The following is a 15,839-nucleotide window of genomic DNA, read 5'->3' on the forward strand; positions in this document are numbered from 1 at the left end:
CTCAATGGGCAAAGAACAATTCCGGCGAGTGTTCACACGGTATGATAAGTTGGATGTTATGTTTACGACATTCATTTTACTGGCATTGACCGTTGATGTCTTGCTTTATGTTAAAAGGGCTCTGGATGATAGATTTTTTGCCAAGGAAATGCGCCTGTCCATAAGGCCCTGAGCCTAAAAATTGACTTGACAAAAATTGTCTCCGTGGTCTAATTAGATAGTTTCATTGCTCCAGCATATACTTGTGAGGTCCCAACAGAATTCCTTTTAACTGTTTACGCGCAGGACCCCAGACACCACGTTGTCCGTTCTTTACAGCATAATTAGCATCAGGAGGAAAAAGTATGGCGGATTATGACGATGAAAGACCCGATTGGCGCGAGATCGACAGAAGAAAAGATCGTAGGGGTCAGGTTGGAGGGGTTAAAGAACCAGGGAAAGAGCGCCCCACTGACAGATGGAAAAAGGGAAGAGTCAAAGAAGCATTAGACAGACTCTTCATGGGTGAGAAGGGGACTGTGGAGCATGACAAACTTTACCGAAGGGTCCATGACTCATACGGATCAGAGAAGTTCGTTCGAAATGTTCAGAGATATTTCGAGAAATACGGAGCGCCTGATGACGCCCCTACACTCATATTGGTTCTCGACACAAAAGATGAGGACATTACGGCAAAGGTTTTTGAGAAGCTAAGAGCAGTATTTCCGAAGCTATCTAACCGGCACAAAGAAGATATTATAAGAAAACTTTCAATCATGGCGCTTACCGATAAGCCGAAACAGACCCGAATAAGAACCGATGACCTGATTGAGGAACTGAAGCTGTCCATATAGATGGCGAGAAATACCAACTCTCTCTTCGTGTATATATTCATGCTAATGTGGGGGGACTCTGGGGAAGAGGCGGTTCCCCAGTCTCTCTGCCACCAGTTTTCAGCAACAAAACGCCGCATAGGTCTACCCCCTTCCGCTGTAAAAAACATCCGGGAAGTTATTTTAATCTTTACTGGTCTAATTCCCCGCCCCTTGGGGGCGCTTCCTAATAGTTAGTCGTAAACCCCGGGATACCCCGCCGCTTGCGGCGGGGAGATTCATTTCAAAGACTCCTTCTTCAAAAATCGAATACCTGCCGAGGTAGACCCGTTATTCAGAGACTGCTATTTTAGCGGGTGTTTTTCCGCCGTTCGTACCTATTTCTTGATGCTATAAAATACGTCGGCTCCGCCGAACACCGCTATATTGCCCAATTCGTTTTCGATCCGCATTAACTGGTTGTATTTCGCAATTCTCTCACTTCTGGAGGCTGAGCCGGTTTTTATCTGCCCCACATTTGTCGCTACGGCCAGGTCGGCGATAAAGGTGTCTTCTGTTTCTCCGGAGCGGTGCGATATTACGCATGTATAGCCCGCCTTCTTTGCCATCTCAATCGTGGTCAGGGTTTCGGTGACCGTCCCGATTTGATTGAGTTTGATCAATATGCTGTTTGCGATCCCTTTCTGTATTCCTTTAGCGAATATCCCTGGATTGGTCACGAAGATGTCATCACCTACTATTTGTATCTTGGAGGAGCATTTGTCGGTAAATTTTTTCCAGCCCTTCCAGTCGTTCTGGGCTAGTCCGTCCTCTATGGAAATAATGGGATAGTTGCTCACAAGAGACTCATAAAAATCAATTAGCTTGTCGCTTGTCCACGTATTACCGTCAATCGCATACTTCCCTTTTTTATAAAGCTCGCTCGCAGCCACATCTAGGGCTAGCATTATGTCCTTGCCTGCCTTGAATCCGGCTTTTTGGATAGCGGTAAGGAGCATATCAAGCGCTTCCCTGGTGGAGCCTATCTGAGGCGCAAAGCCACCTTCGTCACCCACTCCCGTGGCATATCCTTTGCCTTTCAGCACATCCTTCAGCGTATGGAATACTTCCACGCCCATGCGTATCGCCTCACTGAAGTTTTCCGCACCGGTGGGGACGATCATGAATTCCTGGACGTCAAGGGAATTTTGGGCATGGGCGCCGCCATTAATCACATTCATCATGGGAACCGGAAGTTCTCGGGCCATGATTCCGCCAATGTATTGATATAGAGGAAGGTCCATGAACTCGGAGGCTGCGCGGGCTACCGCCATTGATACTCCGAGGATAGCGTTTGCCCCGAGACTGCTCTTATTCTCCGTCCCGTCCAGATCCATCATAAGATTGTCGATGTAGGCTTGGTTTATTGCGTCAAGGCCGAGTATCTTTGGCGCGATAATATCATTCACGTTCGCGACTGCGTTTAGAACTCCTTTCCCTTTATATCTTGCTGGGTCCCCGTCCCTCAATTCAAGGGCTTCACTTTCTCCCGTGGAGGCCCCTGATGGGACAATCGCCCTGCCCATATAGCCGCTCTCCAAAACTACCTCAACTTCGACTGTGGGATTTCCCCTGCTGTCGAGTACTTCCCGCGCAAATAGATCATATATGGCCGACATGATACCTCCTTTTGGTGAGAGATGCAGGGATGGAGTCCGAACAGAGGCCGGACAAGCGAAAGCCCCTCCAACCCTTTGTCTAATTTATCTTGAGAATACCACAGGAAAAAATAGCGGTCAAATACTTTATTGTTCTGTTCCTCCGCCTTGACACGGTGAATCATTTGCAGTTAAAACATGAGATGCAAATTTATGGGAAGGTGAAGATGAGGAATATCTGCATTATTGCCCTCATATCCCTATGGGCCTTTGTTGCAGCGGTTCAGGGTATTTGCGAGGATAATCGACAGACGATAACCGGGAAGGGTGATCCGGACGCTGTCGCGGGAAACAAGCGTCGGCAAGAAAGAACAGCGAAAAGCAGAGACGGCGGTTTTGCGGGGATGGTGATGGGAGTCAATCAGGCCGGCAAGACCATTTCCGTTAAAGGGAAAAGCAGGACAGTGACATTTGATGTATCAAACTCTGCAATAAAGGGCGGTTGGAAACCGGAGGATTTCAAGGTGGGCAGCTACGTCATAGTATCATATACTGCTGACGGCATAGCGATTAGAAGGACTTCGAAAAAAGATGCAAAGTCGGAAGGTGCCAGGGAAACATCGGTTAGAGCCGGAAGAGGTGGTCAAACGAGAGAGAGGGTGAAAGCGAAAGGAACCTCGTTTCAGGATATGGACGAGAACAAGGATGGAAAAATAACGCCGGTGGAACTTAGCGTGGCCATAGGAGGTCTTACGATGAAGCAGTTCAGGGAATATGATAAGAACGTCGACGGCTATCTCTCGGAGTCGGAGTACAGGGCTATACCGAGATAAGCTTGAGGCTTGAGCATATGATCTGCTACCCTTTCGATATTGTCGCGCTGTCGTCCGATCCTTCTTACGTGTCCTGCCTCTGCCATAATCTGGCGTTCCTCCCCCCACACACACATAATACGACAGAGGGGGAGTTGCCACTTCAATGTGAGGCTAAACACCCAGTGTTAATAGACTCTAAGGAGAAAAAGAAAATCCCGATGGACCTGGCGCCAGAGGCACTCCTCTGCTGAAAACCGTATTCGGAAAATAGCCGACAGGGCTGTGAGGCTGTGGCTTTCTGGCATACGCATGGTAGGCGAAATATTCAAGAACCTGGTTCAAATTCCGACCTGAAGAAATATTGAATGAAGTAGACGCATGAAGCTGGCTATGTTCAAAGAATTCAAGAAATTTGCAGTAAAAGAACAATGTAGTAGATATGACGGAGCATTACAATAGAGGTAGTCTTTGGCAAAATAGCCCCATCATTTGCCGCGTACATGCTTATGCTGTCCATGATTTGTCTGTCAGGGAAAAGGATTTCACCAACCTTTTTACGAATCTATCGGGGAAAATATGCGAAGCCTTGGTCGAGGCGAAAAAGGCGGGGTAGGGTCGCTATCCTTGCTGTACGTTCCGGTTTGCAAGGGGTATTTAACAAAGAGGTTTATTTGACCTTCACAGGCTCTTTGGCTATAATACAGATCATCATCACACTCAATGAATGTAAGGAGCACGCCATGTTGAAAAGATACCTCGTATGTTACCTGATTTTTGCGATGTTCATTATCGGCATTACGCCTAGGGCCTAGGGTGGAAGCCGCTTTCACTCCCTCGGGACCCATCGCGTTAACGCCTTCCGACAAGGCTGCTGATCTCGAAAAGATTCGCACTTTATTGGAAATGAAAGTGGTAGCGCAGAGACTTGAGGATCTGGGGTATAGCGCCGAGGAGATAAAGGAGAAGCTCTCGCAATTTACCGACGCCCAGTTGCACGCCATCGCACAGAAGATTGATGACCTGAAAGTGGGACAGGAGAACGCCATCATCCTTATTGCTGCGGTTCTTTTTATTGTTGTTCTCATCATTGTTTTGTATAACCTGTTGACAGGTCACAGAGTAACAGTTACCCGTTAGATGCGGTACGCACACAGGGGGCTGCCGGTCGAGACTCATTGTCTATCTCGGGGGCCTCAAGTACTTAAGATGAAACTCCAGCCTCTTATTCCCGGCGTGATCCTGATCTGTTTCCTTGCCGCGTGTGCCACGGTGGCGCTCAAAACAGGTCTTCCCGAAGAGACCGGACCATAAAGGGTGTGCCTTTCTTTAGGCAGGAAGAGCACCAGTGCGGCTCCGCCGCACTTGCCACAGTAGTCAATTATTGGTACAAACGGGGTAATACGGGCCGCCGCTTTCTGTTGCAGGAAGCTATCGCCAGCACATACAGTCCGTCGGCCAGAGGCGTTTTGGGCATAGATTTGGAAATATACGCGAAAAAACTCGGATTTGAAGGGGAGGGGCAGGCAAGCACCATCGACGATATCAGAAACTCCGTTGATGACGGGATACCTGTCATCATTCTGGTTGATTACGGCTTCTGGGTGTACCAACGCAACCATTTCATGGTCGTCACCGGCTACAGCCCAGATACTGTGATTGTAAACTCCGGACGATCGGAAAATGTGGTTATCTCAAACGAGGACCTTCGGAAAATATGGAGAAAAACAGGGTATTGGTCTCTTATCATAAAACCTTCGTCATAATCCTTTTTGTACTGCTTGTCTCATCGTGCAGTCTTCCGAGAATTATCGTATTGCGCGACCCTTTAACCCCTGAAGAGCATATAAATCTCGGGGTCGCATATGAGCGGAAGGGCGAATACGCCGCCGCCCTTGAGGAATATGAAGCGGCTTCAAAGACCATGCCTGTAGCGTCTTTCTATATGGCGAACATTTATTTTCATAAGGGTGAATACGGGAAAGCCGAAAAGTTGTATGAAAAGACGATAGCCCACACCCAAGACCCGAGAGCCTGTAATAATCTGGCGTGGCTGTACTATACTACGGGCAAGCATATGGAAAAGGCGGCGGAATTGGCTCGAAAGGCGGTTAGCTTGTCGCCAGGGTCGGATGATTTTCTCGACACTCTTTCCAGGGTCACGGAGAAACTTAACGAAGCGCCTACCAGGTGACTCCCGCACTCTCCGGGTGAAACGGCTTTTGTCGGGATGTCACGCCGATAGCGATTTTTTGTTAAAATGCGAGATATTAAGAGGGTAGCATACCGAGTGACGGACCCGTCGATTAAGACGCCCCTATGTCTATAAACCATGAGCTTTACCTTGCATTCATGGAGAGTCACGAGACTTGAGAGCAGAGGGCTGGCTGTGTGCAGCTGGTGGTGTGGAATTGGCGGATATCGCGCCTTTAGGCAGAGAGTGCTGACTGGCCACTCTCCGCCATCCCTCAGAAGACCGCAGAGCCTCTTAAGCAATCCCAAATAGAGTAGGTTTTCTCCCAGAATAAAGAACCCCTGGCTCTACGGGTTCTTTATTTGATGGAAATTACATCTCGTCTAGGTTCGTGAAAAGACTTAATTTTGCGGTGATTGTACGAGAATAAAGCATCTTCGGTGTGACCTTGCTGCAGTTTATGACCCGCCCTATGTGACAAGCAAAGGTGTTCACCGGATGCGACCCGTGTTCCGTTTGTTTTGAGAACGGGCCCCCTATGATTCTCCCTGGCGCTGCTAACCGGAACATAAGAGGGCCGAGATCGCTGCTGTTAATGGATCTGTTGCCTGGGATTGTGAGAGAATGAACGTTCCCGCGTTAAATCAGGATATCAATGGGTTGCAAATATGGGGCGGGTCGCGTCACACCGCTTAACCGCCCCTATATTGGAACTACTTTGAGAGGTCGCCAATAGGCAGTACGGTCCTGCCATGCACCTCATTGAGGACTTCAGCCATTGCAAGATAAAAGGCGGAAAAACCGCAGATTATACCTTCCCAACCTGCGATGGTCCCTATGGTGGCGCTTCCGGTCCAATCTCTGGCGGCAAGGAGAAAAAATAGTACAAACAGACTCAGAAAGACGAACTGAATGACCCTGTTTTTGCCGAAGGTACCGAACCACATAAAGAAAGTAAAAAGTCCCCACATGAAAAGATACCATCCAATAAATGCCTCTGAGTTGCCGGGAAGGCCCTTAAAGACGAGGATAAAAACCAGGGTGAGCCAGAAGAGCCCGTATGATGTAAAAGCCGTGGTGCCGAACGTGTTACCTTTCTTGTATTCCAGGATACCCGCGATAATCTGTGCAAGACCTCCATAGAATATTCCCATGGCTAAAATCATGGAGCCGATTGGAAAAAAACCGGCGTTGTGAATGTTGAGCAGAATGGTGGTCATTCCGAATCCGGCAAGACCGAGAGGTGCGGGGTTTGAAAGCTTTTCTTCCATTACATTATACCTCCTTAAATTAAATAATCTCACCCCCGCTCTTCCGCAGGGCCCGCATTAGGTGTGTCTTTATCCACCTTGGGCCCTCCGTAGAAACATGACTCTCCATGCAAAGGGTTTCAGTTTTTTAAATCATGTTTGCTTTTTTTGCCGAAGGTGATATATTAAATTATATCATATGGACTCTTCATAGTACAGAAATAAATATGTCAATGATAACTGGGGGATACCGGTTGTCTCTGCTGTCCCCCAGTTACGTCCGCGATTCACGTTGATCTCTAGCAGCTGCAGGATCCACAGGTGTTCTTTTCGGTAAGTTTTGACGTGATCTTGAATCCGCCGCCCGTGTCGGTAACGACAAAATCAATTCCTACCGGACTTACTTCATCGAACAACTCCTTGTTTATCAGAAACATGATCCCTTCTTCATTGAAAATTTCGTCGCCTTCTTTAGGCCCATCCAGGGCCATACTCAACGAGGGACCAGATCACCCGCCTTCCGCCATCATAATCCTAATAGTGCTATCAAGGTTTTTCTCCTTGAGGAAAGCCTTGATCATTTCACCGGCTTTTTCGGTTACCTGAAACATGTCGTGCTCCTTCTCGTGGATTTGTCACCCCTTTTCTTTGGCGACAGTATTTATATAATATTCATTAATTGGATTTTGTCAACCATGCGGACGAGATTGTAGTGTTCACAACCCCCGCTCCTTCATTTCTTATCGCCATGGTCATGCTCCATACGTCTGTTCTTGGTTGCTTAAGACGCCGCTTAGAGCGCTTGATTTTGGCTGCCGTGGTTGGCGTTCCAAACCGTGTGGAACAGATGCATTGAATCACTTTTTCTGATTTTTTGCTTCAATTTTTATTTCAATAAATTTTCAAAAAATGATAGAATTATGCCAGTTTCAAAAGGTGAAGAATATCAACAGGAGGAGCACAAGACTAAAGGCGTCCGTAGATCATGAGCACGGGATACGTTCAGTTGACCTGTTTGTTGACCATACGACCGAGAACCGTGATATAAGTATTGTAAACGGTAACGGGCCGGTCAGTATGGATGATCACCTGAAACTAATCCTTACGCCCTTTTCCTGCCCCAACTGTCAGTCCCAGCGTGTGACCAGCGATTGCGGATGGAGTTTAAAACAATGGGTTCTCAAGTTCACGGGAAGGAAGATTTTCCTGTGTGGAGACTGCGGGAGCATACAAATGATAAAAGTCCACAGATGTGAGTGGGAGGTTATCGGGACCACGATCGCCATTACCCTCGCTCTTCTTGCGCTGTCTATTCACTGGACTTTCCGGTAATAGTGTAACCTCAAAAATATCAGACGCAGTCCAGCGGAGTGGTAGACAGGCTCTTTACGCCATCTTACGAGGTGACGTTAATGGAAGACGCCTTTGGTCGGTCTTTTACCAATGTTATTTCCGGAGCATATGACAGCGACTCAAGGGAGATAGAAATGATCTCTCCCAACCGATGCAAGACTCAAGATAGGCAGGCGTTAAGGCATTACCGTTAGTGTTGGAAGCGGAGCGATACCTGGTTGCAAAATTTCCATCGTCTTATTGTAAAGTATGAATTTCATGCAGAAAATTTCTTGGCAATGGTACAACTAGGCTTGGGTGCATCATTGCCTTGCTTGGGTATTTATGAGGTGGCGTGTATAGTCGTTTGTTTCCAACAAACTTACAACTGGACTCTCACTTGACCAGGGAGTTCCCATGTCATTTCTTTTCTATTTCTTCGCCCTGTCATAAACGATGTTGGTTTTATCCAAATTGGTTCTGAAACCTTCAAGCTGGTCCACTCAGAGCGAAGGCTCAATCGTGGGATCGTATGTCCCGGAATAGTGAACAATCTTCCGGACTCTTTGGAGCGACAAGACCTGTCGATTTTTTTTCTGAGCCCCAGTGTCATAAGGGTAGCGGTTTGGCATCAGGGAGGCCCGGCAACGAGAAAGAAAATCTAGTCGATTATGCTGACCTGCTCACTTTTGAAGAACTGTCTTACGGCCTGACTGTCGTTGTGAAGAAAATCTCAGAACTGGAATAGTCTATCGAGCAACCGCTCAATCAAACAAATGGAGACTCTCCACCTCAAAACCATGCCAGAGGACAAATTTTGCCGGGAATAGAATATCTTTACCAAGAGGACACAAGGGTGAACCATGATCAGGACAAACATCTAACTGTAGAGCCACGCTCCAAACAATGCTACCATCTTTTTTATCTCGCCGATTTTTAACCGTATTTGCAGATATGAAATATGATGGAGTGGGCTCCGATCAATACACTCAGAGCCCGCTAGTCCGCTTATCAGCTTTAGATTTTCACGACATTTGCTGCGTGCGGGCCTTTAGGACCGTCTACCACATCGAAACTGACAGACTGGCCTTCAGACAGAGATTTGAAACCGTTGCCTTGGATAGCGGAGTAGTGAACAAATACGTCGCCACCTTCCTCATTGGTGATGAATCCGAAACCTTTAGATTCATTGAACCACTTAACAGTCCCTTTTGCCATATAATATACCCTCCTTTAAAAAATTGAAAAGTTGAAGATAACGGAACTGTCATGAACAGACTACAAAGCGTCTATCTTTGCAGTTCATAATAATCAAACTTCCGAAACCCCATTTTTATTGTGGCACAGAATGCATGAAAGGTCAATATTTATTGAAAACCGGTAGCGTCTCATTTTAAAAATCCTGATTCGGAGCCCTGTTTGGACAAATCCCGGGAAAAACCGCAATGTACTATAACTCACCCATACCCCACAAGCCTTTATTGCCCGCTGACAGGAAATTCTCCCCCTCTAATACGCCAAGGCACAGTCGTTTTTTGGTAATCTATACGAACTGCTGGATACGCTGCCACTATCACTTAGTCATGGGAACAGATATGTCTTTTCAACAAGGACTTTCTGCCAGGCGGCTTTAGCCGCTTTCATATTCTGCTGTGAAACTGGTAACATTGGATAACCGTCCCAATGTTGCATGATATCTCCCTCATCATTGGTTTCTTCGTGATAAACGAACCCAGTTAGCGCAGCATAACAAACTCATCCAGGCGGAATGGGTTTATCTCTGAAAACCGAATTAGAGGGCGAAGAATCATAAAAACAATCGACGAGTTCAGCTAATACGCTTTCTGGCAGATTGCTTTTTTGTGCGCCAGGCGATTGTGCAAGTACGACATCTATGAGTTCTTGCCATTTCGAGTAGTCGTGGGTATTTGACTTGTAACTCCAATCAAAATGTCCATCGACTGCAGCAAGCACTTGCTTGAGCGTGGAGGATTGATTGCTGAACCCTCCGCAGACACACAAGCAGCAAACATGAAAAACAATACCCCACAGAGCAGGAATTTGCGATTTAAATGAACGAACATGGTCAAATTCTCCGTAGTGTTATAGTGTTAATCAACGTAAAGATGGATATGGTCGCGATGACCTCCTACCACCCAATGTTGCCCGTGTTTCTTGGTGAACGAAGGTCCGAAATTCTCGCGACGAAAAGTGTACCCTTCAAATCCTTCCTAGATATTATCAACAAAAGCATGAACGGATGGATTTGAGTTATACCTACCTATAATGTGATTGCTATTGAAACGGAAAATATCAATTGCTTTTTGTTACGTTGCATATGCCGACTTGGCATAGTGTGTGAATCGTAAGCAGAGCTGATATAGATGTGGCGCAAAACATGACCCTGCGCAATATTCGGGCGAATATGAGACGAAGAGCTTCAATGACGCGCCAATCAAACATCATTGACGACATTAGGGGCAAATTCGATTTGGACACCATTGATATTGGTAGGGACAGAAGACATTACATTGTCCTCCAGAAGATGTTCATTTAAATATGCTCGTATCACATATTACTGTTATAGAGCTGTCAATCATCATTTTGCGGTGTATTCACAGGTCGGCTATCGCCTTCAATGTGACAAAATTTCAAACGGAGACACTAACCTGAAATTCAAAAGACTTCTCTTGGTTGATATTATCCATTCTCTCTGTACCATCGGTTTCTTCAGATAGCCAGTTTGATGCTCTCCGGTTTGACCATATTTTGTTTGTCAACGTATATTTTTTTCGGTTCAAATGAGGAAAGCTCATTCTCGTTATAATTTCCGTAAGCAACGATAATAATTATATCTCCCTTTTTTCCCTTGTGTGCAGCAGCGCCATTTATGCAAATAACCCCAGAGTTCTTTTCTCCTTTTATCGCATATGTGGTAAACCGTTCACCGTTCGTGACATTGTAAATATCTACTTGTTCATAAGGAAGGATATTTGCCTTTAACAAAAGGTCCTCGTCAATGGTTATGCTGCCTTCGTACTCCAAGTTGCTCTCTGTGACCGTTGCTCTGTGGATTTTGGACTTCATCATCCTTCGCTCCATGTTAAGCCTCCATCAAATTTATGTTATCAATAAGTCTTGTTTTGCCCACGCGACAGGCAATTGCAAGAAGGGCTTTGCTTTCTATCTTGTCCAGTTCCCTAAGTGTGTCGGCATCGGAAAAACTTACATATTCTATGTCGACCCCATCTCCGGAACCGAGCAGTCGTATCACTTCTTCCCGTAGAACTGAAACATCTCTTTCACCTTCTCTGAACATTTCCTCCGCCCTTTTGATCGACGCATATATGCGCAACGCCCTCGCTCGTTCTTCCGGGCTGAGATATGTGTTTCGCGAACTCATTGCGAGTCCATCCTTTTCTCTGACCGTCGGATGCGGTACTATCGTAATGTCCATGTTAAGATCACGTATCATTTTTTCGATGATCCTGAGCTGCTGAAAGTCCTTCTGCCCGAAGACAGCGAAATGTGGTTTGACGATATTGAAAAGCTTGTTCACGACTGTGGCGACCCCCAGAAAGTGGCCTGTCCTAGTCTTTCCGCACAGGTAATCCTCAAGTCCTTTTACCTCAATGTAGGTGGAATAGCCCTCGGGATAGATGTCGTGGGCCTCGGGGAAGAAGATAATATCCGTTTTTTCCCTAATGAGGAGTCCGGCATCCCTGTCAAAATCTCTTGGATATCTACTCAAATCCTCTGTCGGGCCGAACTGAATTGGGTTGACAAAGATGCTCACCACTACAATATCTCCAAGCTCTCTGGCTTTCCTCACCAGCGCGAGGTGTCCCTCATGGAGATAGCCCATGGTGGGGACAAAGCCTATCAGCTTTTCTTTCCGCAATCCATCGGCAAGAGTCTGCATCTCTTTTACTGTCTTTACTATTTTCATATCAATGATAGGACCTGGCGTCGTCCGGGAACGTTCCTTCCTTTACCTCTTCGATATATGTTTTTATTGCAGTATTCATATCATGGCGGAGGTTCATGTAGTTCTTTACGAACTTAGGCCTGAATCCGGCGAACATCCCTAAAAGGTCCTGGATCACGAGAACCTGGCCATCACAATCGGGTCCTGCGCCTATGCCTATGGTTGGGATGGACAACATCGCCGTAATCTCTTTCCCCAAGTCTCTTGGCACACCCTCAATAACCACGGCAAAAGCGCCTGCCTCTTCAACGGCCCGCGCATCTTCAAAAAGCCTTTTTGCTTCTTCTCCTTTGCCTTGGACCTTGTGCCCCCCCATCCGATGTATGGACTGTGGGGTAAGGCCTATGTGTCCCATAACTGGAATCTCTATATCCACTATGGCCCTGATCACTTCCTCCATCGTTATACCGCCTTCGAGTTTGACTGCGTCAGCCCCGCTTTCCTTCATCATCCGTCCGGCATTCCTCTTTGCCTGCTTGATGCTTTCATGGTACGACATGAAGGGCATGTCAATTACGAGGAGGGCCTTTTTTATGCCTCTGGATACGGCCTTTGTATGGTATATCATCTCGTCGACGGTGACCGGCAGGGTATTGGGGTATCCGAGCATGACCATGCCAAGGGAATCTCCCACGAGGATACTGTCAACTCCTGCTTCGTCCACGATTGCCGCTGTCGCGTAGTCGTATGCCGTAAGCATGGTAAGTTTCTCCTTGCCCTTTTTTTCCCTGAAGACCGGTGCTGTGATCTTGTCACTCATAACGTGAACCCCCTAAAATAAAAACCTTCCGAACATAATTCAGAAGGTTTTGATAGACTAACTCTCCTTCCGTCTCAGTCCGTACAAGGATCCAAGCGGTATAGAAAAAAATTATAAACTATTTTTCCGTGAAGTCAACTATCATTTTCTCGTCTCTTTTCCGCACGGTAACGGGGTGTTGGCCGTGAAAAACGGCTATTTCACCGGGGCGCCCTTCTGTTACTCGTAACCCAGGCCTTCGGGCGCCATCAGTCAATCCATCGCACAAACCCGTCAATCCTTTCTCTCGGGATCTTGAACTTGTTTATAGGGCTATCAAGGTCCGGGTGGCCCATGGCCATCCCTATTACCACATCCTTATTGTCAGCGATATCCAAGTGGTCTTTTATCTCGCTTTCGTAAGCATTGATGAGGCCAATAGGGCACGTCCCTAGCCCGAAACCATAGGCGATAAGAGTCAGGTATCCGAGAATTATCCCTATATCCACCAGGCGGGCCTTCGAAAAGGCATTGTCAAGACAGATAATCATTGCTGCAGGGGCTCCATAGAAGTTACAGCTCCCCTCATTTATGAATTGGTCAAAGGTGAGCCTCATTTCTTCAAGGTACGGGTTCATAATCTGGAATGATTCCACCCCCCTTCTGCTGAATGTTTCCGGGAGGGACTTCACATTGCCCGGGCTGCATGAAATTCGTTTTTCCTTGTATGCTTTGATGAGCATACGGCTCAGCCGCTGCCTCTCTTCGTCCATTATAACGGTGAACTCCCAGGGCTGGAGGTTGATGGCGGACGGTGCCATGAGCGCAAGGTTGATGATTTCCTCAATTCTCTCTCTGGGGACAGGGCAGGGCTTGAAAGCTCGTATGCTTCTGCGTTCATTGATTGCATCAAACAGGTCCATCTGGTTCTCCATAGATTTTTCTGAAGCATACTCCAGCGCTTTGGGCGAAGTCAAGACGCCCCTTTTTTTTAAGCAATCCCCTCATTTGCTTCTGCAGTTTGCTTCTGCAGATAGGGATGAGAGCGTTCGGTAGTAGCGTCAGATTTCATCACCAGTGATATGGTAAGTTAATTATACCCACCCAAGGACCTCTTTCCCTGAGACAGGTATCAGGGAAATAATCCTGGACGACCTCTCTTTTCTTTTATTTTTAAGTCTTACCAGGTTCAAAGCGTGTAAAAAATATTGAGTCTCGCCAAAGATGCGTATTCTATGAAAAGTCTCTCCATAAAGAGGGCATATCTTCTTACTTATTCATAACGTCATAGAGCTACACATTATCAGGATAAGACTTCACATTCTTCAAGAGGTGCATGACATGCCGCATAGACGAAGCAGAAGAGAGTTCTGGGGATACAGAGATAGATAGACAGAGAGGGGAGAAAAAAGGAGGAATGGGCGGCGGCGGAATGACTTGAAGATAACGAGGCTATGTGATATAAATATCATTCGCAGAAATAAGGAGGCGGAAGATTATGGCATCAAACACAAAGAAAACTGATATGAGAAGAAAGAGAAAAAGAAGCGCCCAGGGCAAAAAAAGGAAAAGGGCAATGTCAAAGATGTCTACGCCTGCTTTCGCAGTGCACCCTGAAAAAAGTGAATAGTCCGACTGCATGAGGGTAATCTGAGATACGAGATAGGGCCCATCAGGCCACCCAATGAAGCATACAGCTTGCTCGTAAGATTTACAAGGAACTGTCCTTGGAATCAGTGTGCATTCTGCCATACATACAAAGGCAAGCGGTTCGAGAAGAGAAAACTTGATGAGATTAAAAGGGACATAGATACCATACGGGCCATTTGCGATGACGTGACCGGTCTTTCCAGGACACGGGGGCAGGACGGCAAGATTACGGATGACCTCGTTGACCACATTTTTTCCGATGGTAGCCGCAATGAGTGTTACAAAAGCGTGGTTGCCTGGTTGTACTTCGGAGGGAAAAACGTTTTTATACAGGACGCGAACTCCCCGGCTATGAAACCCGAGGTCTTTATTGAGGCCCTTAAATATCTTAAAGAGAACTTTCCTTCCGTCGAGCGGATAACTTCCTATGCCCGGTCGAGAACTATCGCGAAAAGGCTGACTGTCGACAATATGAAGACGATGAGGGAAGCGGGCCTCACGAGGCTTCATGTGGGGCTTGAATCGGGGAGTAACCTTGTTCTCGAAGAGATGAACAAGGGTGCGACAGAGGAAGAACAGGTAAGTTGTGGAAAAAAGGTGAAGGAAGCTGGCATTGAGCTTTCAGAATACGTGGTGCTGGGGCTCGGCGGGCGAAAATGCTGGAGAGAGCATGCGCTCGAAACGGCCAATGTGCTTAAAAAAATTAACCCTGATTTTATCAGGTTCAGGACGTTGAAGGTCCTTAAAGATATGCCCCTCTATGATAAAATAAACAGGGGGGAATTTTTTATTCCCAGCGATGAAGAGATACTTTTGGAAGAGAGACTACTCATCGAAAATCTTGACAACATAACGAGCACCATAAAGAGCGACCATGTTCTCAATCTTCTTGAGGACGTGGAAGGTAAACTTCCAGAAGACAAAGAACATATGATTTCCGTCATTGACCGTTTTCTGTCAATGAACAGCGAGCAGAAGCTCGTATACAGGTTCGGTAGAAGGTCTGGGATGTACAGGAGTCTTGACGACCTCCGGGATGAATTTTCTTACTACAGAATAAGAAAAGCTATCAAAAAAATGGAGGAGAAAGATCCCGGCAGCGTGGAGAAAACTTTGTCCCTTCTCCTTGAAAACTATATCTAACCATCTGATTGTATTTTTCCGCGTTCCCTCCTTATCTCCTCCTTCCTCGCACTTAATCTGACCCGCCATTTTTTGTTATTCGTCTTCTCGTATCTGACCCCGACCATCTTTGATATCACAGGAAAGGTGTCCAGAAAAGGCCCATAAGCTGGTACTTTGTCAGAATGCGTCCGCTTCTTTAAGCCGGTCATAGTTGACATATATACCAGTTACCTGACATAACTATCATGTACAGACAGTTCTTTTCTTTGTCTTATGGGGGCGGAGAGTGCAGTCTGAACT

16 protein-coding genes are annotated in these 15,839 nt (G+C 46.6%); 8 read left to right on the forward strand and 8 right to left on the reverse strand.

Annotated features, from left to right (window positions below):
* Window positions 1-344 precede the first annotated feature (344 nt).
* A complete protein-coding gene (locus LBQ00_08230; GenBank protein ID MDR2018833.1) occupies window positions 345-833 on the forward strand; it encodes a hypothetical protein in 489 nt (162 codons plus the stop codon).
* Window positions 834-1,189: 356 nt separating this feature from the next.
* Here LBQ00_08230 and eno read toward each other — a convergent pair whose 3' ends face one another.
* The gene (gene eno / locus LBQ00_08235; protein ID MDR2018834.1) at window positions 1,190-2,470 is read right to left on the reverse strand and encodes a phosphopyruvate hydratase; all 1,281 of its coding nucleotides are present in this window, start codon (window positions 2,468-2,470) and stop codon (window positions 1,190-1,192) included.
* A 206-nt stretch (window positions 2,471-2,676) separates the two neighbouring features.
* On the opposite strand from eno, the gene LBQ00_08240 reads away from it, so the two are divergent.
* From LBQ00_08240 to LBQ00_08255, 4 genes are all read left to right on the forward strand, one after another.
* On the forward strand, window positions 2,677-3,282 hold the full coding sequence (locus LBQ00_08240) for an EF-hand domain-containing protein (GenBank protein MDR2018835.1): 606 nt from the start codon (window positions 2,677-2,679) through the stop codon (window positions 3,280-3,282).
* Window positions 3,283-4,077: 795 nt separating this feature from the next.
* Window positions 4,078-4,401, forward strand: a complete 324-nt coding sequence (locus tag LBQ00_08245) for a PA2779 family protein (GenBank protein MDR2018836.1) — start codon at window positions 4,078-4,080, stop codon at window positions 4,399-4,401.
* 179 nt (window positions 4,402-4,580) lie between these two features.
* Window positions 4,581-5,027 carry a C39 family peptidase gene (locus LBQ00_08250; protein MDR2018837.1) on the forward strand — a complete coding sequence of 149 codons (447 nt, stop codon included), beginning with the start codon at window positions 4,581-4,583 and terminating at the stop codon, window positions 5,025-5,027.
* Window positions 4,979-5,455: a tetratricopeptide repeat protein gene (locus tag LBQ00_08255; protein ID MDR2018838.1), complete on the forward strand. Its 477-nt coding sequence runs from the start codon at window positions 4,979-4,981 to the stop codon at window positions 5,453-5,455. The genes LBQ00_08250 and LBQ00_08255 overlap by 49 nt, the downstream gene beginning before the upstream one ends.
* A gap of 713 nt (window positions 5,456-6,168) precedes the next feature.
* Here the strand turns inward: LBQ00_08255 and LBQ00_08260 are convergent.
* Complete coding sequence (locus LBQ00_08260; protein MDR2018839.1) at window positions 6,169-6,726, reverse strand: acetate uptake transporter; 558 nt, start codon at window positions 6,724-6,726, stop codon at window positions 6,169-6,171.
* 278 nt (window positions 6,727-7,004) lie between these two features.
* The gene (locus LBQ00_08265; GenBank protein MDR2018840.1) at window positions 7,005-7,202 is read right to left on the reverse strand and encodes a hypothetical protein; all 198 of its coding nucleotides are present in this window, start codon (window positions 7,200-7,202) and stop codon (window positions 7,005-7,007) included.
* A 412-nt stretch (window positions 7,203-7,614) separates the two neighbouring features.
* On the opposite strand from LBQ00_08265, the gene LBQ00_08270 reads away from it, so the two are divergent.
* Window positions 7,615-8,037 (forward strand): hypothetical protein, encoded by a 423-nt coding sequence (locus tag LBQ00_08270; GenBank protein ID MDR2018841.1) that lies wholly within the window; start codon window positions 7,615-7,617, stop codon window positions 8,035-8,037.
* Between the two features lie 532 nt (window positions 8,038-8,569).
* Window positions 8,570-8,785, forward strand: coding sequence for a hypothetical protein (locus LBQ00_08275; protein MDR2018842.1), 216 nt, complete (start codon window positions 8,570-8,572; stop codon window positions 8,783-8,785).
* Between the two features lie 269 nt (window positions 8,786-9,054).
* On the opposite strand, the gene LBQ00_08280 is transcribed toward LBQ00_08275, so the two are convergent.
* The 5 genes from LBQ00_08280 to LBQ00_08300 all read right to left on the reverse strand — a co-directional run bounded on the left by LBQ00_08280 (window position 9,055) and on the right by LBQ00_08300 (window position 13,687).
* Window positions 9,055-9,255, reverse strand: coding sequence for a cold-shock protein (locus LBQ00_08280; GenBank protein ID MDR2018843.1), 201 nt, complete (start codon window positions 9,253-9,255; stop codon window positions 9,055-9,057).
* Window positions 9,256-10,767: 1,512 nt separating this feature from the next.
* Window positions 10,768-11,139, reverse strand: coding sequence for an aspartate 1-decarboxylase (locus LBQ00_08285; protein ID MDR2018844.1), 372 nt, complete (start codon window positions 11,137-11,139; stop codon window positions 10,768-10,770).
* A gap of 1 nt (window position 11,140) precedes the next feature.
* The gene (gene panC, locus LBQ00_08290) at window positions 11,141-11,986 is read right to left on the reverse strand and encodes a pantoate--beta-alanine ligase (protein MDR2018845.1); all 846 of its coding nucleotides are present in this window, start codon (window positions 11,984-11,986) and stop codon (window positions 11,141-11,143) included.
* A 1-nt stretch (window position 11,987) separates the two neighbouring features.
* The gene (gene panB, locus LBQ00_08295; GenBank protein MDR2018846.1) at window positions 11,988-12,785 is read right to left on the reverse strand and encodes a 3-methyl-2-oxobutanoate hydroxymethyltransferase; all 798 of its coding nucleotides are present in this window, start codon (window positions 12,783-12,785) and stop codon (window positions 11,988-11,990) included.
* Window positions 12,786-13,033: 248 nt separating this feature from the next.
* Window positions 13,034-13,687: a nitroreductase gene (locus LBQ00_08300; GenBank protein ID MDR2018847.1), complete on the reverse strand. Its 654-nt coding sequence runs from the start codon at window positions 13,685-13,687 to the stop codon at window positions 13,034-13,036.
* A 775-nt stretch (window positions 13,688-14,462) separates the two neighbouring features.
* Between LBQ00_08300 and LBQ00_08305 the strand changes: the two genes are divergently transcribed.
* On the forward strand, window positions 14,463-15,557 hold the full coding sequence (locus LBQ00_08305) for a radical SAM protein (protein MDR2018848.1): 1,095 nt from the start codon (window positions 14,463-14,465) through the stop codon (window positions 15,555-15,557).
* Window positions 15,558-15,839 lie beyond the last annotated feature (282 nt).

Source organism: Syntrophobacterales bacterium (assembly GCA_031274925.1).
Classification (GTDB): Bacteria; Desulfobacterota; Syntrophorhabdia; order Syntrophorhabdales; family Syntrophorhabdaceae; genus PNOM01.

Coding starts and splice junctions, on each gene's coding strand:
- LBQ00_08230 (MDR2018833.1), top strand. CDS start 345: ATGGCGGATTATGACGATGAAAGACCCGATTGGCGCGAGATCGACAGA.
- eno (MDR2018834.1), bottom strand. CDS start 2,470: ATGTCGGCCATATATGATCTATTTGCGCGGGAAGTACTCGACAGCAGG.
- LBQ00_08240 (MDR2018835.1), top strand. CDS start 2,677: ATGAGGAATATCTGCATTATTGCCCTCATATCCCTATGGGCCTTTGTT.
- LBQ00_08255 (MDR2018838.1), top strand. CDS start 4,979: ATGGAGAAAAACAGGGTATTGGTCTCTTATCATAAAACCTTCGTCATA.
- LBQ00_08260 (MDR2018839.1), bottom strand. CDS start 6,726: ATGGAAGAAAAGCTTTCAAACCCCGCACCTCTCGGTCTTGCCGGATTC.
- LBQ00_08270 (MDR2018841.1), top strand. CDS start 7,615: ATGATAGAATTATGCCAGTTTCAAAAGGTGAAGAATATCAACAGGAGG.
- LBQ00_08275 (MDR2018842.1), top strand. CDS start 8,570: ATGTCCCGGAATAGTGAACAATCTTCCGGACTCTTTGGAGCGACAAGA.
- LBQ00_08280 (MDR2018843.1), bottom strand. CDS start 9,255: ATGGCAAAAGGGACTGTTAAGTGGTTCAATGAATCTAAAGGTTTCGGA.
- LBQ00_08285 (MDR2018844.1), bottom strand. CDS start 11,139: ATGGAGCGAAGGATGATGAAGTCCAAAATCCACAGAGCAACGGTCACA.
- panC (MDR2018845.1), bottom strand. CDS start 11,986: ATGAAAATAGTAAAGACAGTAAAAGAGATGCAGACTCTTGCCGATGGA.
- panB (MDR2018846.1), bottom strand. CDS start 12,785: ATGAGTGACAAGATCACAGCACCGGTCTTCAGGGAAAAAAAGGGCAAG.
- LBQ00_08300 (MDR2018847.1), bottom strand. CDS start 13,687: ATGGACCTGTTTGATGCAATCAATGAACGCAGAAGCATACGAGCTTTC.